Source organism: Janthinobacterium sp. 78 (genome assembly GCF_003096775.1).
In the GTDB taxonomy this organism is placed as follows: Bacteria; Pseudomonadota; Gammaproteobacteria; order Burkholderiales; family Burkholderiaceae_D; genus Janthinobacterium; species Janthinobacterium tructae.
Genome location: NZ_QENT01000001.1, coordinates 2,534,773 through 2,558,042, shown reverse-complemented (window position 1 = coordinate 2,558,042; position 23,270 = coordinate 2,534,773). Strand labels below are relative to the sequence as shown.

22 protein-coding genes are annotated in these 23,270 nt (G+C 64.2%); 10 read left to right on the top strand and 12 right to left on the bottom strand.

What is annotated here, in order from left to right; all coding sequences use genetic code 11:
* Window positions 1-180: 180 nt before the first annotated feature.
* Genes C8C92_RS11445 through aspT (C8C92_RS11435) form a run of 3 tightly spaced genes read right to left on the bottom strand, consistent with a single transcriptional unit; the run spans window position 181 to window position 5,262 of the window.
* On the bottom strand, window positions 181-1,791 hold the full coding sequence (locus C8C92_RS11445) for a bifunctional aspartate transaminase/aspartate 4-decarboxylase (RefSeq protein WP_116743942.1): 1,611 nt from the start codon (window positions 1,789-1,791) through the stop codon (window positions 181-183).
* 45 nt (window positions 1,792-1,836) lie between these two features.
* Window positions 1,837-3,525 (bottom strand): aspartate-alanine antiporter, encoded by a 1,689-nt coding sequence (gene aspT, locus C8C92_RS11440; RefSeq protein WP_099759791.1) that lies wholly within the window; start codon window positions 3,523-3,525, stop codon window positions 1,837-1,839.
* A gap of 54 nt (window positions 3,526-3,579) precedes the next feature.
* Window positions 3,580-5,262, bottom strand: a complete 1,683-nt coding sequence (gene aspT, locus C8C92_RS11435; RefSeq protein ID WP_116743941.1) for an aspartate-alanine antiporter — start codon at window positions 5,260-5,262, stop codon at window positions 3,580-3,582.
* 674 nt (window positions 5,263-5,936) lie between these two features.
* Between aspT (C8C92_RS11435) and C8C92_RS11430 the strand changes: the two genes are divergently transcribed.
* Complete coding sequence (locus tag C8C92_RS11430) at window positions 5,937-6,200, top strand: heavy-metal-associated domain-containing protein (RefSeq protein ID WP_071078113.1); 264 nt, start codon at window positions 5,937-5,939, stop codon at window positions 6,198-6,200.
* A gap of 38 nt (window positions 6,201-6,238) precedes the next feature.
* Here C8C92_RS11430 and C8C92_RS11425 read toward each other — a convergent pair whose 3' ends face one another.
* The 3 genes from C8C92_RS11425 to C8C92_RS11415 are packed head-to-tail and all read right to left on the bottom strand — an operon-like array spanning window position 6,239 to window position 8,727.
* On the bottom strand, window positions 6,239-6,766 hold the full coding sequence (locus tag C8C92_RS11425; protein ID WP_099759795.1) for an SCP2 sterol-binding domain-containing protein: 528 nt from the start codon (window positions 6,764-6,766) through the stop codon (window positions 6,239-6,241).
* Between the two features lie 20 nt (window positions 6,767-6,786).
* A complete protein-coding gene (locus C8C92_RS11420; RefSeq protein WP_099759796.1) occupies window positions 6,787-7,683 on the bottom strand; it encodes a U32 family peptidase in 897 nt (298 codons plus the stop codon).
* A gap of 9 nt (window positions 7,684-7,692) precedes the next feature.
* Window positions 7,693-8,727: a peptidase U32 family protein gene (locus tag C8C92_RS11415; RefSeq protein WP_116745929.1), complete on the bottom strand. Its 1,035-nt coding sequence runs from the start codon at window positions 8,725-8,727 to the stop codon at window positions 7,693-7,695.
* Between the two features lie 165 nt (window positions 8,728-8,892).
* On the opposite strand from C8C92_RS11415, the gene C8C92_RS11410 reads away from it, so the two are divergent.
* From C8C92_RS11410 to C8C92_RS11380, 7 genes are all read left to right on the top strand, one after another.
* Window positions 8,893-9,309, top strand: a complete 417-nt coding sequence (locus C8C92_RS11410) for a hypothetical protein (protein ID WP_116743939.1) — start codon at window positions 8,893-8,895, stop codon at window positions 9,307-9,309.
* Window positions 9,310-9,427: 118 nt separating this feature from the next.
* Window positions 9,428-11,176, top strand: a complete 1,749-nt coding sequence (locus C8C92_RS11405) for a ribonucleoside triphosphate reductase (protein WP_116743937.1) — start codon at window positions 9,428-9,430, stop codon at window positions 11,174-11,176.
* Complete coding sequence (nrdD, locus tag C8C92_RS27930) at window positions 11,173-11,370, top strand: anaerobic ribonucleoside-triphosphate reductase (protein WP_071078116.1); 198 nt, start codon at window positions 11,173-11,175, stop codon at window positions 11,368-11,370. Before C8C92_RS11405 ends, nrdD begins: the two co-directional genes overlap by 4 nt.
* On the top strand, window positions 11,363-12,067 hold the full coding sequence (locus C8C92_RS11395) for an anaerobic ribonucleoside-triphosphate reductase activating protein (RefSeq protein WP_243420176.1): 705 nt from the start codon (window positions 11,363-11,365) through the stop codon (window positions 12,065-12,067). Before nrdD ends, C8C92_RS11395 begins: the two co-directional genes overlap by 8 nt.
* A 148-nt stretch (window positions 12,068-12,215) precedes the next feature.
* Window positions 12,216-16,271, top strand: a complete 4,056-nt coding sequence (locus C8C92_RS11390) for a Pls/PosA family non-ribosomal peptide synthetase (protein WP_116743935.1) — start codon at window positions 12,216-12,218, stop codon at window positions 16,269-16,271.
* A 9-nt stretch (window positions 16,272-16,280) separates the two neighbouring features.
* Window positions 16,281-16,835 carry a 4'-phosphopantetheinyl transferase superfamily protein gene (locus C8C92_RS11385; protein WP_116743933.1) on the top strand — a complete coding sequence of 185 codons (555 nt, stop codon included), beginning with the start codon at window positions 16,281-16,283 and terminating at the stop codon, window positions 16,833-16,835.
* 243 nt (window positions 16,836-17,078) lie between these two features.
* Window positions 17,079-17,987: a LysR family transcriptional regulator gene (locus C8C92_RS11380; protein ID WP_116743931.1), complete on the top strand. Its 909-nt coding sequence runs from the start codon at window positions 17,079-17,081 to the stop codon at window positions 17,985-17,987.
* Here C8C92_RS11380 and C8C92_RS11375 read toward each other — a convergent pair.
* Window positions 17,984-18,661, bottom strand: coding sequence for a phosphoribosylanthranilate isomerase (locus tag C8C92_RS11375; RefSeq protein WP_116743929.1), 678 nt, complete (start codon window positions 18,659-18,661; stop codon window positions 17,984-17,986). The genes C8C92_RS11380 and C8C92_RS11375 overlap by 4 nt on opposite strands.
* 127 nt (window positions 18,662-18,788) lie before the next feature.
* Here C8C92_RS11375 and C8C92_RS11370 point away from each other — a divergent pair, with 127 nt between their 5' ends.
* Together C8C92_RS11370 and C8C92_RS11365 are read left to right on the top strand one after the other, a co-directional pair.
* A complete protein-coding gene (locus C8C92_RS11370) occupies window positions 18,789-19,016 on the top strand; it encodes a hypothetical protein (RefSeq protein WP_071078121.1) in 228 nt (75 codons plus the stop codon).
* A gap of 73 nt (window positions 19,017-19,089) precedes the next feature.
* Complete coding sequence (locus tag C8C92_RS11365; protein WP_116743927.1) at window positions 19,090-19,494, top strand: hypothetical protein; 405 nt, start codon at window positions 19,090-19,092, stop codon at window positions 19,492-19,494.
* A 111-nt stretch (window positions 19,495-19,605) separates the two neighbouring features.
* Here C8C92_RS11365 and C8C92_RS11360 read toward each other — a convergent pair whose 3' ends face one another.
* The 5 genes from C8C92_RS11360 to C8C92_RS11340 all read right to left on the bottom strand — a co-directional run bounded on the left by C8C92_RS11360 (window position 19,606) and on the right by C8C92_RS11340 (window position 23,262).
* On the bottom strand, window positions 19,606-20,634 hold the full coding sequence (locus C8C92_RS11360; protein WP_099759804.1) for an RNA methyltransferase: 1,029 nt from the start codon (window positions 20,632-20,634) through the stop codon (window positions 19,606-19,608).
* Between the two features lie 64 nt (window positions 20,635-20,698).
* Window positions 20,699-21,040, bottom strand: a complete 342-nt coding sequence (locus C8C92_RS11355; RefSeq protein ID WP_096234803.1) for a zinc ribbon domain-containing protein YjdM — start codon at window positions 21,038-21,040, stop codon at window positions 20,699-20,701.
* A 91-nt stretch (window positions 21,041-21,131) separates the two neighbouring features.
* The gene (dmeF, locus tag C8C92_RS11350) at window positions 21,132-22,100 is read right to left on the bottom strand and encodes a CDF family Co(II)/Ni(II) efflux transporter DmeF (RefSeq protein ID WP_116743925.1); all 969 of its coding nucleotides are present in this window, start codon (window positions 22,098-22,100) and stop codon (window positions 21,132-21,134) included.
* A gap of 18 nt (window positions 22,101-22,118) precedes the next feature.
* Complete coding sequence (locus tag C8C92_RS11345; RefSeq protein ID WP_034756961.1) at window positions 22,119-22,394, bottom strand: metal/formaldehyde-sensitive transcriptional repressor; 276 nt, start codon at window positions 22,392-22,394, stop codon at window positions 22,119-22,121.
* Between the two features lie 37 nt (window positions 22,395-22,431).
* Window positions 22,432-23,262 carry a TlpA disulfide reductase family protein gene (locus C8C92_RS11340; RefSeq protein WP_116743923.1) on the bottom strand — a complete coding sequence of 277 codons (831 nt, stop codon included), beginning with the start codon at window positions 23,260-23,262 and terminating at the stop codon, window positions 22,432-22,434.
* Window positions 23,263-23,270: the final 8 nt, after the last annotated feature.

Sequence of the window (23,270 nt, the reverse complement as noted above, 5' to 3'; positions counted from 1 at the left end):
CAGTCAATGAATGAGGGGAAAGCACGGGGTTGCCATGTTTATACTTTCACAATAACAATTATATCCACGGATGTCCATTCCAGGCTGCACTGTTGGTTACTGCTGCTGCCACGTAAAAACGGGCGCCTCTTGCGGGGCGCCCGTTAAGCTCATGCAGCTGGCTGCTTATCTACTTTTGGCTTACTTCTTGGCCTTCTTGCTACCCTTCTCTTTTTCCTTTTCGAACACGGCAAAGAACTCGGACGCCATGTTGCGGATGGCGCGGCCGATGTTGGCGTAGTCGTATTCGTTCAGGTTGGCCAGCGAGACGCGGCCGGAAGGATGCGTGGTGCCGAAACCGCGACCCGGCAACAGGATGACGCCCGTTTCCTCGGCCAGGCGGAACAAGGCTTCGTTCGGTTTGAGTTTTTTCAGCAACCACTGCGAAAACTCCACGCCATGCATCTGCGCGGCCAAGGACTCCATGTCCAGCAAGTGGTAGTAGCGCACGGAATTGGCGTCGTGCACCATCGGCAGGCCCAGTTCGCGGTACAGCGCTTCCTTGCGGCGCAGCACGATGCGCTTCATCGACTGCTTGTACTTTTGCTCTTCATCCATCAACGAGAACAGCGAGAACAAGGTCATCTGCGCCTGCACGGGCGTGGACAGGCCGGCCGTGTGGTTCAGTGCCACCGTGCGGCTGTCGGCCACCAGGCGGTCGATGAATTTCAGCTGACGCGGCTCGGTGGTGATCGAGTGATAGCGCTCATCGAGCTGCTTCTTGATGGTTTCCGGCAACTTGGCAATCTTGTCGTCGAGCACATTGTTTTCATGCGTGGCCACCACGCCCATGCGCCAGCCCGTCGCGCCGAAGTATTTCGAGAACGAATACACGAGGATGGTGTTGAACGGACAAATGGCGAACAGCGAGACGAAATTGTCGGCAAAAGTGCCATACACGTCATCGGTGAGGATGATCAGGTCCGGGCGCTTCTTGATGATCTTGGCGATGTATTCCAGGGTCTCGTCGTCGATCTTGACGGAAGGCGGATTGCTGGGGTTGACGAGGAAGAAAGCTTTCACTTTCGGGTCCAGCAGCTTGTCCAGCTCCTTCTTGGTGAATTGCCAATTGTTCGATTGCGGCGCATCGATGTGCACGGTGTTCAGCTTGTAGTCGTTCAGCTGGGGAATCTCGATGTACGGCGTGAAGATCGGCATGCCCAGGGCGATGGTGTCGCCTTCCTGGATGATGTGGTTCGATTTCAGACTGGCGAACAGATACGTCATGGCCGCCGTGCCGCCTTCGACGGCGTACATGTCGAAGTTGCCGATAAACGGATGGTCACCGATCATTTCACGGTGAATATACTGGCCGACGATTTTCTCGGACAGGCGCAGCATGCGGTCCGGCACGGGATAGTTGCAGCCCAGAATCGCTTCGCACATTTCATAGATGAAATCGCCCGCGCTCAGGCCCAGCTGGTCGCGCACATACGATACGGCCGCCTCGATGAAGTGCGCGCCCGGGTTGCCCTCGTGTTTACGCACGAAAATTTCAAAGCGCGCCTCGATGCCCTCGCGCGTGGGAAAGCCGCCCACGTCATCCATGTAGACATACGAACGCTCCGCTTCCGTCATGGCGAACTGGCCGAACTGGAAGAAGCCGTGGCGTGGCGTGGTCGCCAGGAAATTCGGGTTGCCGCGGCCCGCGTTCAGCATCAGGCGGTTGCTTTGCTTGGCCGTCTGGATCAGCGCATCCTTCAGTTCGAAGGGGCTCAACAGGGCGAGTTTGGCAGGGTTACTGAAATCCATTTTTGCTACTCCTTTAGACAGACAATGTGCAGGGTTCTTGCAGACTCAGACGAAGGCCACAATCAGCGGCCCCAGCAAGGTCAGGAAAACGTTGGCCAAGGCATAGGTAATGGCAAACGGTACGGTGGGAATCGAGTTTTGCGCCGCATTCAGCACTTCGCCGAACGCGGGATTGGCGCTGCGCGAGCCGGACAAGGCGCCCGCAAAGATGGCCACGTTGTCATAACGCAAGATGTAACGGCCGATCAGCATGGTCAAGATCATCGGCAGGATGGTCACCACCACGCCCACGCCAAACAGGGTCAGGCCGTGTTCGCGCACGGTTTGCACGGCTTGCAGGCCGGACGTGAGGCCGACGACGGCGACAAAACCGGCCAGGCCCAGGTCCTTCAGGATTTGCACGGCGCCGCTGGGCATGTAGCCAAACGTCTGGCGCTTGGCGCGGAACCAGCCGAACACCAGGCCCGACAGCAGCACGCCGCCACCACTGCCCAGGGTCAGCGGAATCGAACCGATGCGCGCCACCAGCAAGCCCACCAGCAGGCCGACGACGAGGCCGGCGCCCATGTAGACAAAGTCCGTCTTGGCGCTCGGCACGATCATGTAACCCACTTCGGCTGCCACGCGCTTGACGTCTTGCTCGGCGCCATAAATGGTCACCACGTCGCCCGTCTGCACGATGGTTTCCGGTTGCATGGGCAAGATCTTGCCCATGCGGCTCAGCTGCACGACAAAGATGCCGTGACGCACGCCCGGCGCCGTCGCGCTGCGGATTTCGCCCACCGTCTTGTTGTGATAAGCCTTGTTGGTCAGCACCATGTCGCGGCGCTGCATCACCAGTTCCATGCCTTCGACGGCCAGCAATTCCTTGCCCAGCTGAGAAGAGACGCTGAGCATGGCTTCGCGCCGGCCCACCAGCAGCACGATATCGTCGGCCGCCAGCACCAGGTCCGGGCTGACGTCGATGATCTGGCCATTGCGCTTCACGCGCTCGATGGTAATGGCCGTGTTCGGATGCGCGCTTTCGATCTCGGCCACCGAGCGTCCTGCGCCCGGGCCCACGTCGTAGATGCGGCCGATCAGGTCAGGCGCGGCCGGCGTCTGGCCAGGTCCCAGCACCTGCACGCCTGCCTGCAGTGCCGTTTCCGCCTTGATCGCATCTTCGCGGATGGTGCGTCCCATGAGTTTCGGCAAGATATTGACGCAAACGATGATGGCGCCAAACGAGCCGAACACGTAGGTGACGGCATAGCCGACGGCCACGTTGCCCTGCAAGCGCGCCACCTCGTCGGCCGCCAGGCCCAGCTTGGTAATCGCGTCACCGGCCGTGCCGATGATGGCCGACTGCGTCAAGCCGCCCGCCGCCACGCCGGCCGCCAGGCCCTTGTCCAGGCCAAAGACCTTGGCCATGATGACCACCGTCAACAGCGCCGTCACGGCCAGCACGACGGCCAGGATGATTTCGCGCACCGACTGGCGCCCCAGGGAATTGAAGAACTGCGGTCCGCTTTCATAGCCGACCGCGTAAATGAACAGCGCGAACAGCACCGACTTGACGCCGGGATCGATGGCCACGCCTACCTGGCTGACGAGGACCGCCACCAGCAGTGAACCGGCGACCCCGCCCAGCTGAAACGAGCCGAACTTGATCTTGCCGATGTAGTAACCCACTGCCAGGGAGAGAAACAAGGCAATTTCGGGCGACTTCTTGAATAACTCATGCAACCATTCCATACGGACCGCCTTTCGTGTTGAAGGAATTCTTTACTGCCTGTGCTCTTGCGTGCTTCACGCGTGGACCGAGCCGGCCAGGGCCACGATGAGCGGCCCCAGCAGAGGCAGCACCACGTTCGAGATCGCATACGTGATCGTGTAGCCCAGCAAGGGCGTCGAGTTGCCGGCCGCGTTTTGCACGGCCGACAGGGCCGGCGTGCTGCACTGCTGGCCGGCGATGGCGCCCAGCAGCACGGGCGCTTCCAGCTTGAGGAAAAAGTGGCCTACCAGCAACGACAGCGAGGCGGGGACGACGGCGATGAGCACGCCCATCAGCGGTAGCGACAGCCCGTACTGGCGGATCAGATCGATCGCCTGCGGTCCCGACGCCAGGCCCACGCAGGCGATGAAGGTGGCCAGGCCGATATCCTTCATCATGTCGAGCGCGCTGGGGTGGATGCCCGGCATGCCCGGCTTTCTCGCCTGGTACCAGCCGAATACCAGGCCCGTCAGCAAGGCGCCGCCGCCCGTGCCCAGCGAAAACGGGATGCCGCCCAGCTTGGCGGTAAAGCCGCCGATATACACACCGAGCACGATGCCGATGCTGGCGTAGACGATATTGCTGCGGTCCCCGGTGGGCACGCGCTTGCCGATGGCGGCCAGCGCCGTGTTCAGCTCGCGCCCTTCCGCCGTGCCGTACAGGCGCAGCACATCGTCGCGCTGCAGGGCCAGGTCCGGCAGGGGCGGCATGCTGTGCTCGCCACGCACGACGGCCGCCACGTGCACGCCGGAAGGCAAGGCCAGCTGGCGCAAGGGCTGGCCCACGAGGGCCGCCTGCTGCAGCACCACTTCGACGGCCGAGACGGCCATGTTCAAGCCCGTCGTGTCGGCAAATTCCTCGCCCAGGATGGCTTCGGCCGCCACCAGCGCGGGACGGTGGCCGATCACCAGCACTTCGTCATTGGCGCGCAGGCGCAGTGCCGGTTCCAGGTCCAGCACCTTGCCGTGCCGGCGCACGCGCGTGATGCTGGCGCGGCCCGCAAAAATATGCTGCAAGGCATCGAGACGGCGTCCCGCGCCACGGCTGATGCGGTAGGCGCGGCCCACCATGTCCGGCGTGGCCTGCGCGCCGTCGCCATCGGTCTGCGCGCCGCCCATCTTTTCCCACAGCTTGTCCGCTTCCTCGCGCAGGTTGACGCGCAGCAACAGCGGGAAAATCTGGCTGGTGACGATGACGATGGCGATCAGGCCGAAAATATAGGTGATGGAATACGCGGTGACCACGTTGGCCTGCAGCTCGGCGATGCGCGCCGCCGGCAGCGCCAGCTTCGAGATGGCATCCGTGGCCGTACCGACGACGGCCGATTCCGTCGCCGCGCCCGCCATCATGCCGGCCGCCGTGCCCTGGTCCAGGCCGAGGAAACGCGTGGCCAGCAGCACCAGCGCCAGTACCACCACCACTTCGATCAGGCAGAGTATTCCCAAGCGCAAGCCCTTGGCATTCAGGTTGGCAAAGAACTGGGGACCGCCCGCATAGCCGAGGGCAAAGATGAACAGCATGAAGAAGACATTCTTGACGCTGGCGTCCAGCGTGATGCCCAGCTGGCCGATCAGCAGCGCGGCGATCAGGGTGCCGCACACGCCGCCCAGCTGGATGGGACCGAAGCGTATCTGCCCTACCGCATAGCCCAGGGCCAGGGACAGGAACAAGGCCAATTCCGGCACCTGGTGCAATACCGACGCGATCGAATCGAGCATGGACGAACCTTCGAAAAGTGACGGTTGGTTACCCGTTCTCGGGCTGGCAGGCGCTGGCGGATGAACGGGCGTACAGGAGCCCACGCAGCACCGGCCCTGAAGGCCCGTGCCGGGGAAATGTTGTTACGAGGAATCATGTTCGGTGAAAATTTTACAAGTGTCAACAGGTGTTCTGTTGAACTCGCCTTGCGTTTCATCAAACATCCTGCGCACGATTGAAGCGATGGTTTGACACCGATCAACAAAACCACTAGTAATGATTTGGACGATACCAAAGTGCCTTGCGCGCCAGTGGCGTCTCTTCCGGCAGGTTGGGATTGAGCAGCTCCAGCACAGAAAGTCGGGATAGGCACTTGCCGACAAAGAAGCAAGAAGGCCGTCACATGGCACTGGCCGGCAAGCAGGAGCAGGAGGCGCCGCCGCACGGCCCCTCCTGTCCAGTACCTTCATCAAGAACATTATTAAAACGACACTATTATTCAGCAGAGCACGCTTGTCGACTGGAACAGGGCAACTGTGTATCACGCGACAGCAGTTTCAGACTGACCAGGAGCGGCTGGAATTAATCCAGATCAATAAAACCGCAAATAGAAAATAAATCTTGCGTGCTGCTCTGGACGGCATGCGCACCGCTCGCCTACGCTGTTTTTTTATCTGAAAAACAAGAGGAACCCATGCAGACAGCACGCTTGAATATTATCGGGATGGATCACGAAGGCTGCGCCGACAGGCTGACGGGCGCGCTCGAGGCCGTCACGGGCGTGGCCACCGTGTGCGTCTCGCTGGCGCGCCACGGCGCCACGGTGCAATTTGACGAACGGCTGGCCACGCAGGAGCGCCTGCTGGCCGCCGTCAACGACGCCGGCTTCATGGGCGAGGCCTCCGATGAGGAACAACTGCCATCCTGCAGCGGCGCCTGCGGTCACTGCCGCCATTGAACGCCGGCTGCGGCAATTCTCCGCTCCCCCTGCTCCGCTCAGCCTTCCCGCGCGCCCCGGTCGCGCAGATGCGCCAGCACGCGGCGCGGTCCCAGCGCCTGTAAATCGAACGGCGGCAGCTCGATGGCGTCGAGCGTATTCTTGAACAGCAGACCCAGCTCCGTATCGCCTTCCAGGCTCAAACGACGGCTGAAGAACAGTGTGTCAGGATCTTCCTGGCGCCGCGCCAGCAGCATCAGGTCATGCACGCTGGCGGCGATGCACAGGTCCGGCACGTCCACATAGCGCTCGGCCACGAACACCGTGCCCTGCCACTCGAAATCGAAGGCGATGCCCGCGTCGACCAGGCGCAGGCGCAGGCTGCGCCCCTCCAGGCTGCGCCGCACATCGTCGGGCAATTGCGGCGCCAGCAGGCGGTTCAAGCCTTGCACGAACAGCCAGGAGGCGGGATACGGCGGCAGCTTGGACAGCAATTCGGCCAGCGGTTCGGGCAGCCGGTACGACATGGCGGGCTTGCTCATGGCGGGCTTGGCCGGGATGGGCAATCTTTCCAGTTGATCTTGCATGGTGCTTCCTTTCGATGCGTTCAATGAGCGGCGTGCTGTTCCATGCCGGGCTGGCCGTGCCAGTAGCCGTCGCAAGCGCCGGCCGGCTGGCAGGCCGCCAGCTGGGCCTGGGCGCCCACGCCGCTGACCTGGCCGCGGCGGGCGCGGTCGAAAATGGCGATGACTTGTTCCGTATGCATGGCCTGCGGGCTGATGCGCGCCACCGCCACGCCCATGTCGCGCATGGCGTCGAGTTCGCGCACCAGGTTGTAGACGAGGGCCGACTGCGTCTGCGTGCCATTCAGGACGAGGAAGGGCACTTCGTCGCGCGTGCGCAGCAGCAGGCCGTCCGGCTCTTCCAGACAGCTGTAGCCGCAATCGTCTTTCGGCAGGTTGCGGTTGCGCGCCGTGAAGCAGCGCGCGGAAAACGCCAGCGGCATGCGGCCGTAGGCGAACACTTCCGTCTCCAGCCCTTCCGGTTTCTGGCGCTGCATCTCGGCCAGCGCCGTCTGCCCCATTTCCAGCGGCATCACCCAGCGCCGCGCGCCCAGGCGCGCCAGCAGTTGCAGGCTGGGGCCATTGAACAGGTTCAGATGGGGACCGGCGACGAAAGGCGCGCCCTTTTCCATGCAGTGCACGGCGCCCATGTCGTTGGCTTCGACCGTATAGCGGCCATTGCCCGTGATGCGGCGCAAGGTCGCCAGTTCGGCGCCCGCCTCGATCAGCGCCTGCGTCGACAGCACCACTTCCTTGCCGGCAGCGGCCAGCATGTCGGCGATATCGAGCCAGTCGGCCAGGCGCACTTCATGCCGGCGCGAGCACACGGTTTCGCCCAGATACACGATCTCGACGGCGCTGCCGGCGATCTGCTGGTAAAACTCGAAGACGGTGGCGCGCGGCCAGTAGTACAGCAAGGGGCCCAAAGAAAGCTTCAGCATGTTCATCCTCTATTTCCAAGATCTATGATAGGCGCCGAGTGTGTGCTGCTGACCCTCGGCCAGCTTGTCCATCGCCGCCATCCAGCCCGGCTTGACGGCGTAGCGCGGATTGCCTTCGCGGCAGGCGTCGATCGCTTCGCGCCACACGCGCGTGACCTGCGCCACGTAGGCGGGGCTGCGCTGGCGCCCTTCGATCTTCACCGCGCGCACGCCCATGGCGATCAGTTGCGGCAACAGCGCCAGAGTATTCAAGCTGGCCGGCTCCTCGATCGCGTAATACTCTTCGTCATTGACTTCGAAACGGCCCTTGCACAGGGTCGGATAGCTGGCGTTTTCACCGGGTGCGTAGCGGTCGATCAGCACGCCGTTCAGGCGCGACTCCAGGCCATTCGGCGTTTCCAGCCAGCGCACGGCCTTGGCCGGCGAGCACACGCCGTGCGTGTTCGGCGCCTCGCCCGTCGCATACGACGACAGCGCGCAGCGCCCTTCGACCATCACGCACAGGCTGCCGAAACCGAACACTTCGATCTCTACCTCCGTCTTGGCTATCAGTTGTTCCACCTGCGCCATCGACAGCACGCGCGGCAGCACGGCGCGGGCGATGCCGAAGTGTTCATGGTAAAAATTGATGGCTTCGTAGTTGGTGGCCGAGCCCTGCACGGACAGGTGCAGGCGCAGCTGCGGCTGGTGCTGGGCCGCATACGCCATCAGGCCCGGATCGGCGACGATCATGGCGTCGATGCCGGCCGCTGCAGCGCGGTCGATGGCGCTGCGCCACACGGCCCAGTTGTGCGGCTGCGGATAAGTGTTCAGCGCCAGCAGCACCTTGCGTCCGTACTGGTGGGCGTAGCGCACGCCTTCGGCGATGGCCTTCTCGTCAAAATTGAGGCCCGCGAAATTGCGCGCATTGGTGGCGTCGCGAAAGCCCAGGTACACGGTATCGGCGCCATTGTCGACGGCCGCTTTCAGGGCAGGCAGGCTGCCGGCGGGGCAGACCAGTTCCAGCGGTCCGGCCACGCGGGTGGCGGTGGTTGAATCAAGCATCATGATGTTCACAGTCCTGTATCGGCTCAGGGTGCAGACTATAGCCCCGCCGATACCGCCCAGTCCTTGACGCAGGTGAAGGAATGCATGCATGGCTGGCGCACCTTCAACTTGCTTGACCTGGCTGTAAAATGCCCCCCTTTTCTCCCTCTTCGATTGCCCACCATGACCCGCAAACCGCTGCTGATTTTCCTTCTGACCCTGTTCCTCACCGCGCTGCAAGTGCAGTGGGCCAGGCCGGCCGATGGCTATGACGCGGGGACCCTCTCCGTGCTGTCGCCGGAAGTGCTGGGCGCCTATCCGGGCGTGCTGCTGCTATTCCTGCTGGCCGTGTTCGCGCGCCGCCAACTGCCGCTGCTGCGCCAGGCCGCCATCTGCACGGGCCTGCTGGCCATCTACTGGCTGCTGGCGAACTACGTCACGTTCGATGCGCGCGTGGCCAGCTGGAGCACCTATACGCCGCTGGAAATCTGGGCCCACGTGCTGCCCGCTTCCGTCGCCAGCATCGCCGCCTGCGGCGCCGCGTTCTTTTGCGCGAGCTGGCTGATCCTGCGCGAAACGCGCTGGAACAAAACCGGCTGAGGTGGTTTTTTCACCTGGATCAAGGATACGCGAATCGCTTGCACGCTACCTTTGACGCCACTACATTTAGTAGATAACCTTCATAAAAACACCGCATGTTGTGTTTATTGGAGGTTTCATGACGACGAATGCAGTTTCCCCCACACGCGGCCAGGTCGATGTCGCCGCGTCCATCAATGAATACCTGGAGCGGCGCGACTGGCGCGTCAATGCCAACGCCAACCAGGGTTATTCACTGGGTGGCCTGATCCTGAATGTGTCGGGCAAGGTCATCGCCAACTACTGGCTGGACCAGGTGTATCCGCCGGAAGTGGGCGCGGCGCACCGCGAAGCGGCGCTGCACATCCACGACCTCGACATGCTGGCCGGCTACTGCGCCGGCTGGTCGCTGCGCACCCTGCTGCATGAAGGCTTGAATGGCGTGCCGGGCAAGATCGAATCGGGCCCGCCGAAACACATGTCGAGCGCCATCGGCCAGATCGTCAATTTCCTGGGCACCCTGCAAAACGAATGGGCCGGCGCGCAGGCGTTCAGCTCCTTCGACACCTACATGGCGCCCTACATCCGCAAGGACGGCCTGCGCTACGAAGACGTGCGCCAGTACATGCAGGAGCTGATCTTCAACCTCAACGTGCCATCGCGCTGGGGTACGCAAACGCCGTTTACCAACCTCACGTTCGACTGGGTCTGCCCGGACGATCTGCGCGAGCAGATTCCCGTCATCGCCGGCCAGGAGATGGACTTCTGCTATGGCGAGCTGCAGGCGGAGATGGACATGATCAACCGCGCCTACATCGAGATCATGATGGCGGGCGACGCCAAGGGCCGCGTCTTCACCTTTCCCATCCCCACCTACAACATCACCGAGGATTTCGACTGGCATAGCGACAACGCGGAACGCCTGTTTGAAATGACGGCCCGCTACGGCCTGCCCTACTTCCAGAATTTCATCAATTCGGAACTCAAGCCGAACATGATCCGCTCCATGTGCTGCCGCTTGCAGCTGGACTTGCGCGAACTGCTGAAACGGGGTAATGGCCTGTTCGGTTCCGCCGAGCAGACGGGCTCCCTGGGCGTGGTGACCATCAACTGCGCGCGCCTGGGCCACTTGTGGCGCGGCGACGAAGCGGCACTGATGGCCGACCTGGACCGCCTGCTGGAACTGGGCAAAGTCAGCCTGGAAATCAAGCGCCGCACCATCGAAGAACTGATGCAGCAAGGCTTGTTCCCCTACACGAAGCGCTACCTGGGCACCCTGCGCAACCACTTTTCCACACTGGGCGTGAACGGCATCAACGAGATGATCCGCAATTTCAGCGGCGACGCTTACGACATCACGTCCGCCGAGGGTCATGCGCTGGCGATACGCCTGCTCGACCACGTGCGCGCACGCATGGTGGCATTCCAGGAAGAGACGGGGCACATGTACAACCTGGAAGCGACGCCGGCCGAAGGCACGACGTACCGCTTTGCCCGCGAAGACCGCAAGCGCTATCCCGCCATCCTGCAGGCGGGAACCAGCGACAACCCGTATTACACGAACTCGTCGCAACTGCCCGTGGGCCATACGGACGATCCGTTCGAGGCGCTGGAATTGCAGGACGCGCTGCAGCGCAAGTACACGGGCGGCACGGTGCTGCATCTGTACATGACGGAAGCGCTGTCGGATGCGAATGCCTGCCGCGAATTGGTCAAACGCGCCCTGAGCCGCTTTTCGCTGCCCTACATCACCGTCACCCCCACGTTTTCCATCTGCCCGCGCCACGGCTACCTGGCCGGCAAACATGAATTCTGCCCCACCTGCGACGCGGAACTGATCGCCCGCAAGCAAGCCCACCCTGTTCCATCACTTGAGGAAACGCCATGAACGCACGTCCCGACTTCACTCCCGCCATCACCCTGCTCGACAGCGAACGCCAGCGCTGCGAAATCTGGACCCGCGTGATGGGCTACCACCGCCCCGTCGCCTCGTTCAACATCGGCAAGCAGGGCGAATTCCACGAGCGCCAGTACTTTACGGAAGCGAGCGCCCGGGTTGGCCAGCCCGCCTGCCGTGGCTGAGTTGAAAGTGGGCGGCCTGACGCCCTTTTCCGCCACCGACTACCCGGGCAAGCTGGCCGCCGTGGTCTTCGTGCAGGGCTGCCCCTGGCGTTGCGGCTATTGCCACAATCCGCACCTGCAGACGCGCACGCCGCAGGGCACCATGCCCTGGCAGGATGTACTGACCTGGCTGCGCCGCCGCGTGGGCCTGGTCGACGCCGTCGTCTTCAGCGGCGGCGAGGCGTGCATGGACCCGGCGCTGGCGCGCGCCATGCTCGACGTCAGGGAACTGGGGTTCGGCATCGGCCTGCACACGGCTTGCATCTATCCGCAGCGCCTGCAGGAAGTGCTGCCCCTGGTCGATTGGGTGGGCTTCGACATCAAGGCGCCGTTTGCCCACTATCGTCATGTGACCCGCGTGGCCGGCAGCGGCGACCCCGCGCGCGCCTGCCTGGACGCCATCCTCGCCAGCGGCGTCGCCTACGAATGCCGCACCACCACCCATCCGGACTTGCTGCCGGACGATCAGTTGCTGGCCCTGGCCACCACCCTGGCCGCGAAAGGCGTCGACAACTACGTGCTGCAGCAGTTCCGCGCCGAAGGCTGCGCGGACGCGGCGCTGGCCGGCCGCCCCCTGCACGGCTATCCAGCGGCGAGCACGGTGGCGCAAATCGGCGCCATGTTTCCGCGATTTACATTCCGTAATCATGGCAGTTGATCCCGCCGCCACATAATTGCCGAAAGCTCTACAAAATTCCCCGTTCTGCAACGCTGAAATGTCTGGCGTGCTGTAAGGTATCGACTGTGCCACGCAGCATGCGCAGCCCGTCAGATTCCTCACACCGCATTACAGATAAGCGTCATCCATGAACGATTTCACCGCAGTCAGCCCAGGCACCCCTTCCACCCACGCCGACATCCTGTACGGCCCGCCGCGACCGGATCTGCTGCGCGAGGAAGTGCTGGCCGACCTGCTGGAGGCGACGGCCCGCCGCTGTCCCGGACAAATCGCCCTGATCGACGGCGCGCACCGCATCACGTATGCGGAACTCGATGCGCAGGCTGGCCTGGCCGCGTCGCGCCTGGTGGCGGCCGGCGTCAAGCCCGGCGACATCGTGGGCCTGTGGCTGCCGCGCGGCGCCCCTCTGCTGTTGATGCAGGCTGCCATCGCCAAGGCGGGCGCCGCCTGGCTGCCCGTCGATGAAGACACGCCAGTGGAACGCCTGCAGGTATGCCTCGATGACGCCAACGGCTTTGGCGTCGTCAGCTGCGCGCAGTTTGCGCCGCGCCTGTTTGATGCTGGCATCGTGCGCCCCGTGTGGACGGCGGAAAGCCTGCTGGCCCCCGCCGCACCGGGCGAACTGCTGCCCGCGCGCGCCACCGTCCTGCCCGAACACCCGGCGTATGTGATCTACACCTCGGGTTCCACGGGCAAACCCAAGGGCATATTGATCAATCAGCGCAGCATCTGCCACTTCCTGCGCAGCGAAAACGCCGTGCTGGAAGTGGCGCAGTCCGACACCGTCTACCAGGGCTTTTCCGTCGCCTTCGACATGTCGTTCGAAGAAATCTGGATCGCCTACCTCGTGGGCGCCACCCTGTGGCTGGGACCGAAGGAAATCTCCGGCGACCCGGAAGCCTTGCCGCGCGCGCTGGCAACCAACCATGTCACCGTGCTGCACGCCGTGCCGACCTTGCTGGCCCTGTTTGCGGAGGAAGTACCGAGTCTGCGCCTGATCAACCTGGGCGGCGAGATGTGCCCGGAGTCCCTCGTTGAGCGCTGGTCGCGCCCGGGCCGCGCCATGTTCAACACCTATGGCCCCACGGAAGCGACCGTCTCGTGCAGCCTGGCGCGCCTGCGGCCCGGTGAACCCGTCACCATCGGCACGCCGCTGCCCAACTATGGCTTGCTGGTGCTGCAGGTGGCCGAGCCGGGTGAAAACCGTCCCCTGGTTTTGCTGGCGCGCGGCGAAACGGGGGAGCTGTGCATCATCGGCCCCGGCCTGGCGGAAGGCTACCTGGGCCGGCCCGACCTGACCGTGGAAAAATTCCTGCCCAATCCCTGGAGCACGGGGCCAGACGACGCACGCCTGTACCGCACGGGCGACCTGGCGCGCATCGATCTTGATGGCCAGGTGCTGTGCCTGGGCCGCGCCGACGACCAGGTGAAAATTCGCGGCTTTCGCGTGGAGCTGGGCGAGATCGAAGCCGTGCTGGCGCAGCAGGCGGGCGTGGGCACCGTGGCCGTGTTGCTGCGCAAGGACGATGGCATCGACCAGCTGGTGGCCTACATCGTCGGCAGCGACGATGCCCCCGACGAGGCCCTGACGGCGAAAACCCTGCGCGCAACCTTGAACCTGCATCTGCCCCCCTACATGGTGCCGGGCCGCTTCGAATTGCTGCCGCTGATGCCGCGCCTGACCTCCGGCAAGATCGACAGAAAAGCGCTGAAGGCCATGCCACTCTCGACGCCGCCGGCCGGCGAGGCGGGTGAATCGGACGTGCCGGAAACGCCGGCCGAAGCGGCCCTGTTCGCGGCGCTGGCGACACTGTTCCCGGGCCAGCCGATACGGCGCCAGTTTGACTTCTTCAGCGACCTCGGTGGCCATTCCTTCCTGGCCGCCCGCCTGGCGTCCGCCCTGCGCGCCAATCCTGCCTACGCCCACATGACGGTGCGCGACATTTATCACAATCGCCAGATCGGCAAGATCGCCGCCGTGCTGAACGAAGCGCCCGCGCTGGCCACGCCGGAAGCGGATTGGACACCGCCATCGGCCATGAAGCGCTGGCTGTGCGGCGCGGCGCAGGCGGCGGCCGTGCCGGGCCTCGTCACCCTGCGCATGGCGCAGTGGATGGCGCCCTTCTTTACCTATCACTTCTTCACGGGCGACACGGGAGACACCGTGCCGCGCGCCATCGCCGCCTCGATCGGCGTGTTCTTGCTCGCCACCCTGGCCGAATTTGCCATCGCGATTGCCGGCAAGTGGCTGATTGCCGGGCGTTTGAAGCCGGGCAGCTATCCACTGTGGGGCGTCACCTACTACCGCTGGTGGCTGGCCGACCGCCTGGTCGAATCGGCGCCCACGTATCTGCTCAGCGGCTCGTCGCTGAACAGCTGGTGGCTGCGCGCGCTGGGCGCGAAAGTCGGCAAGGAAGTGGTCATCGGCTCGATGACCCTGCGTGCGCCCGACCTGCTGTCCATCGGCGACAACGTCAGCGTGGGCAATGCCGTCAACTTTGAAAACGCCCGCGTCGAACGGGGCCGTTTGCTGCTGGGCCAGATCAGCATCGGCGACGATGCCTGCATCAGCTCTTACGCCATCATGGAGGGCAATACCAAGGTGGGCGCCTTCGGCCACCTGGAGGGACAGTCCGCGCTGGCCGATGGCGTGAGCGTGCCGGCGGGCAGGGTCTGGACCGGTTCGCCCGCGCGCGACATCGGCCCCTACGACCGGGCCAGCCAGCCGCCGCGCCCCGCCGTCTCGCGCCTGCGCCTGACGGGCGAAACCCTGTTCTTCTGCTTCGGCATGGTCCTCATCGCCGTGCTGTTCTTCATGCCCGTCTTCCCAAGCTTCGTGCTGATCGACTGGTTCGACGAGCGCGAAATGATGCCGTGGCTGCAGGGCCGCGACGTGACGACCCAGCTGGCCCGCTACTTCCTGCTGGCCTTCCCCGCCAGCGCCGTGCTGATCGTGCTGACGGCCCTGCTGTCGGCCGCCATCCGCTGGGGCGCGCTGCCCCGCCTGAAGCCGGGCAGCTCGCCCGTGCACAGCAATATCTATTGCGCCAAGTGGCTGGTCAGCCATATCCAGGAATCGAGCCTGAACGTCCTGCACGGCATCTACGCCACCGTGTACGCGCCGTACTGGTACCGCCTGCTGGGCGCCAAGGTCGGCAAGGGCGCCGAGATTTCCACGGCGCTCGGCGTGGTGCCCGACATGCTGACCCTGGGCGACGACACCTTCATCGCCGACGCCGTCATGCTGGGCGACGAGCAGATCGACGGCGGCTGGATGACCATGCGCCCCACCGTCATCTCGCACCGCAGCTTTGTCGGCAACGGCAGTTATATCCCGGACGGCACCGTGCTGCCCGAGCACGTGCTGATCGGCGTGCACACGCATGCGCCGCGCAATGCGCAGATGCACAGCGGCGATACCTGGCTCGGTTCTCCCCCGATGCATTTGCCCGCGCGCGAACAGGTCAGCGGCTTTGCCGAGCACCTGACCTTCAAGCCATCGCTGTTGCGCCGCCTGGGCCGCAGCTTGATCGAAGCGTTCCGCATCGTCGCGCCGCACGCGGTGGTGATCGCCGTCGGCTACACCCTGGTGCTGGACGTGATGCCGATCGCGGGCGCCGGGCGCTGGGGCGAAGTGGTGGGCGACCTGGCGATTGCCGGCATCGCCTACGGCATCGGCAACTTTTTAGTGGTGGTGCTGTTCAAGTGGCTGCTGCTGGGACGCTACCGCAAGCACGCGGCCCCCATGTGGACACCGTTCGTGTGGATTTCGGAAGGTGTCACCAACCTGTACGAAGGCATCGCCGTGCCCAACTTCATGCGCTACCTGCGCGGCACGCCGTGGCTGCCGCTGGCTTTCCGCCTGTTTGGCTGCAAGATCGGCCGCGGCGTCTACATGGACACGACGGACATCACGGAATTCGACTGCGTGCATATTGGCGACTACAGCGAATTGAATGCGCTGACCTGCCCGCAGACGCATTTGTTCGAAGACCGCGTGATGAAGATCGACCACGTGGACATCGGCCAGCGCGTCTACATGGGTCCGCGCAGCTCGGTGCTGTACAGCGCCAAGGTGGGCGACAATGCGCGCCTGGGGCCGTTGACCCTGGTGATGAAGGGCGAACATATCCCCGCCGGCAGCAACTGGGCGGGCTGCCCGGCGGCACCTTTGCGTAGCTGATCGCAACTGATGGATGCCACCGTGCTCTGGTCGGGCGACGGCGTGCTGGTGATCGGCATCGCCGCCGTCCTGCCGCGCTGGGAGGCCCGCTTGCGCATCCGCGCCGCCGTGCGGGCAGCGGCGGCGCAGTGGCTGAAGATGGATATTGAATCGATTTCGCTGGAGTCGATGCCGGGTGCTCCTCCCCGTTTGCTGCTGGCCGGCCGCGCGGCAGGTTTGTCATTGACCCATGATGACGGCATGTCGCTGGCCGCCATCCATCTGCATGGCGCTGTCGGCATCGACGTCATGCGGGTGCAGGACATTCCCGATTGGTTCAGTCTGGCGCGCGACTACCTGGGGCCGCAGGTGGCCGAGGAACTGGCCGCCTGCCCCGATGCACAGCGCCCGCTGCGGTTGGCGCAGGCGTGGACGGCGCGCGAGGCGGCGCTCAAGTGCGTGGGCAGGCAGTTGACGGAGTGGGATGGGGTGGCATTGAATTGCAATGTACAGCACATCGCCTTGCAGGACGGATTTGTCGCGATGCTGGCAACCCCAAAGACGGAAACTGGGGTCGGACCCTGAGGGTCCGACCCCGGCCTTTTTGCCGTTGGGTTGATTCGCTATCAATCCTCTTTACCGTCAGCCGCCCCACCGATCTGGACGAAAATCAGTTTTGCGATAATACTGACGAGCAGTCCCAGCACCCCGATCAATTCCAGCATGGTCTTTCCTTTGCAGTGACAGCAGACCAGGCCACTGTAACGCGAACGACGGGGCCGGGCCAATATCAAATCCGGCAGTCTCCGATCTCGAAAAGGCATACGATTGATTTCCATCAGACAGTTCCGCTATTTTGTCGAAGTCGTCGATGCAGGCAGCTACTCGCGTGCGGCGGAAAAGCTGTACATTGCGCAGTCGGCCCTGAGCCGGCAGATCAAGGAGCTGGAAAGCGAGGTGCAAGCACTGCTGCTGACGCGCGACGCGCGCCATATCGAACTCACGCCCGCCGGACAGGTATTTTATGAACGGGCAAAGCGCATCCTCGAAGACATCGATGAAACCGTGCGCCAGACGCGCCACGTGGGGCAAGGCGCGCAAGGCATCATCCGCCTGCTGCATTCAAGCTCCGTCACCCTCACGCCCGCCATCGGCGCCGTGCTGAACCGCCTGCTGGCGCAGTTTCCCGGTGTGACGCTGGACGTGTCGAAAGGCTCGTCGGAAAACCAGGCGGCTGACATCGAAGAAGGCCGTGCCGACCTGGGCCTGGTGCGCCTGCCCACCCTGCGCAAGCACGCCAATATCGTCGTGCGCGAACTGTTTGCGGAAAAGCTGGTGGTGGCCGTGTCAGCGATGTCGCCGCTGGCCGCGCTGCAGCGCACGACGATTGCCGCCCTGCGCGACGAGGCGTTCGTCTCGATCCCGCACAAGGACCGCGGGGGCCTCAGTTACCTGGTGGCGGGCCTGTGCCTGGCGCAGGGTTTCTTTCCGAAGGCGGCGCGCGCCCTGTCGCGCAAGACCTCGCAGCTGCACCTGATCGAGGCCAACATGGGCATCGCCATCGTCCCCGACAGCATGCGCCTGGTGGCGCCACCCGGCGTGCGTTTTATCGCGCTGCCCGACGAGGAGTCGCACTCCGTCGTGGGCCTGATCTCGCCGCGCGCGGCGGGCGGCATGGTGGCCGCGTTTACGGAAGCGTTCGTGCGCGAAATGAACGCATTGGCAATAACGGATTAACCTTCCGCATACAGCGCCGCATCCACGTCGCGCACGGCCGCCATCAGCAGGGCCAGCTTCATGACATCGAGCTTGCCATCGGTGCGCACGCGCGAGCACAGGTCGATGCCGTAGGGCCGCACCTGGCGCAGCGCCTCCATCACGTTGTTGGCATCGAGGCCGCCGGCGAGGAAGACGGGACGGGGACTGGCGCGCACGAAGCGCGCACTGATGGACCAGTCGTGCGTGCGGCCCGTGCCGCCCAGTTCCGGCACCGCCGCGCCAGGGCGGCCGGAGTCAAGCAGGAAGGCATGCACATGGGGCGCGTAGGCGGGAATCAGCGCCAAAGCCTCGGGCCCTTCCACATGGATCACCTGTACGCGCCGCACATGCGGCAGCAGGCGCGCCAGCTCCTCGACTTCACGCGGGTCGATATGCCCGACGATCTGCACGGTCGATGGCTGCGTGGCGCGCACGTGTTCGGCGATGGCTTGCGCCGTCGTCTCGGACGTCAGCAGAAACGTGGCCACGGGTGGTGGCGTCCAGGCGGCGATCTGCGCGATGCACGCGTCGGGAATCGGACCGGGGCCGGACGGCATGGCCGCCACCAGGCCCAGCGCGTCGGCGCCGGCGGCAATCGCCAGTTGTGCTTCGTCGATGGAAGCGATGCAGCAGATCTTGATGCGGGTTCTCATGGCCTTGCGTGTTCAAATGGGATGAGCAACATTACAACACAGGGCCGCGCGCGCACCAAGACACGCGGTCAAGGCCGCACACGATTGTGTGCCAGAATGGGGACATTTTCCACTTACCGACGATTCCATGGCCGACTACAAAAACCCCAGCTACGTGGCCCGCTCCATGCACCCGCGTTTCGATGAACTGACCTCGCCCGGCGAAGCCGTGCCGTACTCGGGCATCTACCGCTGCGACGGCTGCGCGCACGAGATCGTGTCGACGGAAGGCCACATCATGCCACCGCAAAACCACCATCAGCACAGCAGCGAGCAAGGTGCCATCCGCTGGCGCCTGATCGTCAGTCCGCGCTGATTGACAGGCGCCTGTTGGCGGACGATACTGGATTCAGCCGGCATCGCCATTGGAACGTCACTGGAACACCAGCATGCGCATCGTCGATTTTGAAGTCCGCAAGGAGTGTCCGCCGCAGCTGTGCGACTGCGAACGCGAGCGCCTGCTCGACGATGCGCAGGCGGATCTGTCCATCCTGCGCCTGAACCTGACGGAAGAAAAGCGTTTGCTGGCGCACATCGAGGGCATCGCCACGTATGCGCAGTTGCAGAAGCTGCAACTGCTGTTGAAGAGCAACCTGGGCGTGCAATTGCAGATCGCGCCGGGCGGCGGCGAAGTGCGCACCGTGCGCGGCTTCCAGATCCGCCTGCTGGAGCAACCGGGCCTGTGCCGCAAGACGCGCGCCGCCATTCCGGCCGCCGTGCGGCGCTGCCTGGCCGCGCATCCCGAGATCGCGTTTGCGATATTGAATGAAAACGATTTGCTGGGCGGAGTGTGAGCAGAATAGGTCGGATTAGCGGAGCGTAATCCGACACCATTGTTGGCCTCGCAATGTCGGATTACGCGGTTCCCGCTAATCCGACCTACGCCTACGCCGCTGACCCCGGTTTTACGCTGCGTGTATCTCGATCACTTTCTTGCCCTTGGCCTCACGCGCGCGCAGCTGCCCGCAGCCGCCCTCCACATCCTGCCCGGCCGAATCGCGCAATTTGGTCAGCACGCCGCGCGCGTGCAGGGCGGCGGCGATGGCGCGCGCCTTTTCCCAGCTGGGACGCTTGAATGGCAAGTCGTCGATGGTGTTGTACGGGATCATGTTCAGTACCGCGTACTTGCCCTGCAAGAGCGCCACGATGCCGTCCATCTCGTCCTCGCCATCGTTGATGCCCTCCATCAGGGTCCATTGATACTGCACCGGGTAGCCGGTCAGGCGCGCATACGACTCGCCGAACTCCACCAGTTCGCGCGGCGTCAGGCGCGGCGCGCGCGGCAGCAACTGTTCGCGCAGCTCCGGCTTGGTCGTGTGCAGGGACAGCGCCAGCGCCGGCTTGACCCTTCCCTGCGGCAGGCGCTCGAAGGCGCGCGGGTCGCCCACCGTGGAAAACACCAGGTTCTTGTGGCCGATATTGCCCTCGGTACCCAGCAGCTCGATCGCTTCCATCACATTGTTCAGGTTATGCGCCGGTTCGCCCATGCCCATGAAGACGACTTTTTTCACGGGGCGCATGGTGCGCGCCAGGACCACCTGCGCGACGATCTCGCCACTGGTGACTTGCCGGATCAAGCCGTCGCGGCCCGTCATGCAGAACTGGCAGCCGACGGCGCAACCGACCTGGCTGGACACGCACAGGCCGTCGCGCGGCAGCAGCACGCTTTCCACCGTCTGGCCGTCGTGCAGTCCCACCAGCAGGCGCGCGGAACCGTCCGCGCCCGGATGGGTGCTGAGCAGTTTCAGCATGCCCTGCAATTCGAGGTCGAGCGCGGGCAAGGCTTCGCGCACGGGCAGCGGCAAAAAATCTTCGGCGCGGCGCCGGCCCTGGTCGTGCGGCTGCCCCTGGATCCAGTCGCGCAGCACGCGCTGTTCGTGCAGGGGCTTGGCACCGAGGGCGCGCAGGCGCTGGCGGAGATGATCGATTTGCATGGATTCTGAATAAAAAAACGGCGCGCAGGAATGAAGCCAGCGCGCCGTGTTACAGGTAAAAGCGTTACACCTTCTTGACGAACTCGGTTTTGAGGCTCATGGAACCGAAGCCGTCGATCTTGCAGTCGATATCATGGTCGCTGTCGACCAGGCGGATGTTCTTGACCTTGGTGCCCATCTTGACGACGCCGCCGCCGCCCTTCAATTTCAAGTCCTTGATGACGCTGACCGTGTCGCCATCCTGCAGGATATTGCCGGCCGAATCGCGGTACACCTTGGCGCCCTCTTCCGCCGCCTCGCCAGCGGTGGCCGACCATTCATGCGCGCATTCAGGGCAGATCAACTGGCTGCCGTCTTCATACGTGAATTCGGATTTGCATTGCGGGCATGGTGGTAATGTGCTCATTTTCTTCTCTGTCTGGTGAACAGCGCGTGCTGTAAAAGCCGACATTATACTGCCTACGCCCCGCATCAGCTTGCTTTTTTCACCATCATTATCAAGGGCGACGCACAATCTCGATGGTGCTGTGGACAATTTCCTCGTGGATGCCGATGCGCGCACGCAGCTCGGCGCCTGTCAGCGTGGGGTCGCGGCTGACGACGGACAAGGCGCACGAATACAGCTGCTTGCCGACTCGCCACACGTGCAGGTCGACGATGCGCGGCGTGTCGCCGGCGCTTTCCACCTCCACGGCCTCGCGGATTTCGTCCACCACGGGGTGGTCCATCTCGCGGTCCAGCAAGACCTTGCCCGTCTCGTGCATCAGCTTTTTCGCCCACAGCGCCACCAGCACGGCACCGACGATGCCCATCACGGGATCGAGCCAGCGCCAGCCGTAAGCCCACGCGCCGCCCAGCGCAACGATGGCCAGCACCGACGTGGCGGCGTCGGCCAGCACGTGGATGTAGGCGGCCTTCATGTTCAGGTCTTCGCCGTGGCCGTGGCCGTGGTGATCATGATGGTCGTGATGCTCGTGGCCATGGTGGTGATCATGGTCGTGGTGGCCGCCGAGGATCAGCGCGCACACCAGGTTGACAGCCAAGCCGAAGGCTGCCACCGCCATGGCCTGCGGATAGTGGATGGGCTGCGGCGACAGCAGGCGCTCGACGGAAGCGGCCACCATCAGCACGGCCACGCCCAGCAGCAGGATGGCGCTGGTGTAGCCGGCCAGCACCTCGATCTTCCACGTGCCGAAGGCAAAGCGGGGGTCGCGCGCATAACGGCGCGCCGCCGCATACGCAAAGGCGGCCAGGCCGATGGCCAGCGCATGCGAACTCATATGCCAGCCATCAGCCAGCAGGGCCATGGAGTTGTACCACCAGCCGGCGACGATCTCCAGCGCCATGGTGGCCAGGGTGATCCACATGACGATGCGCGCGCGGCGTTCAGCCTTGTCGCTGGCCCCGCCAAAGACGTGTTCGTGCTGCCAGGCGGACAGATCTTCCTCGATATGTTGCAGTTTCATGCTGGTCTCTCCGGCGGATTATTTGAGGTAGGTACGCAGGATGCCCGCGATGTCGTCGGCACCCCTGGCCCGCTCCTCGCCGGAGATATCGGGACTGGCCACGTGCTCACGCAAATGTTCTTCGATCACTTCGGCCATCAGGCCATTCACGGCGCCGCGCACGGCGGCGATCAGCTGCAGCACTTCGCCGCAGTCGCGGCCCTCTTCCAGGCCCCGCTCCAGGCCTTCCACCTGGCCGCGGATGCGCTTCACGCGATTGAGCAGCTTGGTCTTGTTATGCGCCGTGTGTCCCATGATTTCACCTCGATAAATACTATAGGGGGGTATACTATCAGAGAGAACCGGGCGGTGCGATTTTTTGCAGCTTGCTGGCCAGCGAGGCATCGGACAATTCGCCCAGGTGGGTATCGACCAGGCGCCCCTGCGCGTCATAAAACAGGGTGGTGGGCAGGGCCGAGGAACCGGCCGCCTTGCCCAGCGCCGCCGCGCTGTCGAGCACCACATTGCGCAGGGTCACGCCGCTGCTGTCCAGGAAAGCGCTGGCGGCCGCCGCATCCTCGCGCTGGTTTGCATACACGAAGACGATATCGGCACGCGCCTGCTGCGCGGCGGCCAGCACGGGCATCTCGCGCCGGCATGGCGGGCACCAGCTGGCCCACAGGTTGACCACCATCGGCTTGCCGCCGGCCAGCGCCGCCAGGGTCGTCGGCGTGCCATCGACTGCCTGCAGCGCCACGGCCGGCAAGGCCGTCGGCTTGTCATACGCCAGCGACATCCCTGCGCTCAACACACCCCAGGCCAGCGCGCCGGACGCGACGCTGATGGCCAGGGGCCGGCGCATGGCCGCCATGGCGGGACGCCGGCAGCGCCACGCGGCGATGGCCAGCGCAGCGGCGACGCCGGCCGGCGCCAGGAAGCCGCCATCGCGGATATTCAAAATGGACCAGGGAGCCGCGAAGTATTGTTCGTGCCAGCGCAGCACGAACGCCAGGCGCGCCGCCAGCAGGCCGGCGATCAGCAGGTCGGAAACGAGGGGGCCGGCGTCGGGCAGCTGGCGGTAGCGCCGCAGCCACCACGCCACGCCGTAGGCGACGCACAGGGAAAGGAACAGCAGGACCAGGCCCGTGGGCAAAGCCAGGGGGCCGATTTGCAGGGACAGCATGGGCGCTC

What these genes read in the sequence shown, in the direction of transcription:
- C8C92_RS11355 (WP_096234803.1), bottom strand. Translation starts at nt 21,040, where the DNA reads ATGAGCACATTACCACCATGCCCGCAATGCAAATCCGAATTCACGTAT.
- C8C92_RS11415 (WP_116745929.1), bottom strand. Translation starts at nt 8,727, where the DNA reads ATGCTTGATTCAACCACCGCCACCCGCGTGGCCGGACCGCTGGAACTG.
- C8C92_RS11425 (WP_099759795.1), bottom strand. Translation starts at nt 6,766, where the DNA reads ATGCAAGATCAACTGGAAAGATTGCCCATCCCGGCCAAGCCCGCCATG.
- dmeF (WP_116743925.1), bottom strand. Translation starts at nt 22,100, where the DNA reads ATGAAACTGCAACATATCGAGGAAGATCTGTCCGCCTGGCAGCACGAA.
- C8C92_RS11390 (WP_116743935.1), top strand. Translation starts at nt 12,216, where the DNA reads ATGAACGATTTCACCGCAGTCAGCCCAGGCACCCCTTCCACCCACGCC.
- C8C92_RS11385 (WP_116743933.1), top strand. Translation starts at nt 16,281, where the DNA reads ATGGATGCCACCGTGCTCTGGTCGGGCGACGGCGTGCTGGTGATCGGC.
- C8C92_RS11375 (WP_116743929.1), bottom strand. Translation starts at nt 18,661, where the DNA reads ATGAGAACCCGCATCAAGATCTGCTGCATCGCTTCCATCGACGAAGCA.
- C8C92_RS11430 (WP_071078113.1), top strand. Translation starts at nt 5,937, where the DNA reads ATGCAGACAGCACGCTTGAATATTATCGGGATGGATCACGAAGGCTGC.
- C8C92_RS11340 (WP_116743923.1), bottom strand. Translation starts at nt 23,262, where the DNA reads ATGCTGTCCCTGCAAATCGGCCCCCTGGCTTTGCCCACGGGCCTGGTC.
- nrdD (WP_071078116.1), top strand. Translation starts at nt 11,173, where the DNA reads ATGAACGCACGTCCCGACTTCACTCCCGCCATCACCCTGCTCGACAGC.
- C8C92_RS11405 (WP_116743937.1), top strand. Translation starts at nt 9,428, where the DNA reads ATGACGACGAATGCAGTTTCCCCCACACGCGGCCAGGTCGATGTCGCC.
- C8C92_RS11370 (WP_071078121.1), top strand. Translation starts at nt 18,789, where the DNA reads ATGGCCGACTACAAAAACCCCAGCTACGTGGCCCGCTCCATGCACCCG.
- C8C92_RS11345 (WP_034756961.1), bottom strand. Translation starts at nt 22,394, where the DNA reads ATGGGACACACGGCGCATAACAAGACCAAGCTGCTCAATCGCGTGAAG.
- C8C92_RS11360 (WP_099759804.1), bottom strand. Translation starts at nt 20,634, where the DNA reads ATGCAAATCGATCATCTCCGCCAGCGCCTGCGCGCCCTCGGTGCCAAG.
- C8C92_RS11420 (WP_099759796.1), bottom strand. Translation starts at nt 7,683, where the DNA reads ATGCTGAAGCTTTCTTTGGGCCCCTTGCTGTACTACTGGCCGCGCGCC.
- C8C92_RS11445 (WP_116743942.1), bottom strand. Translation starts at nt 1,791, where the DNA reads ATGGATTTCAGTAACCCTGCCAAACTCGCCCTGTTGAGCCCCTTCGAA.
- aspT (WP_099759791.1), bottom strand. Translation starts at nt 3,525, where the DNA reads ATGGAATGGTTGCATGAGTTATTCAAGAAGTCGCCCGAAATTGCCTTG.
- C8C92_RS11410 (WP_116743939.1), top strand. Translation starts at nt 8,893, where the DNA reads ATGACCCGCAAACCGCTGCTGATTTTCCTTCTGACCCTGTTCCTCACC.
- C8C92_RS11365 (WP_116743927.1), top strand. Translation starts at nt 19,090, where the DNA reads ATGCGCATCGTCGATTTTGAAGTCCGCAAGGAGTGTCCGCCGCAGCTG.
- aspT (WP_116743941.1), bottom strand. Translation starts at nt 5,262, where the DNA reads ATGCTCGATTCGATCGCGTCGGTATTGCACCAGGTGCCGGAATTGGCC.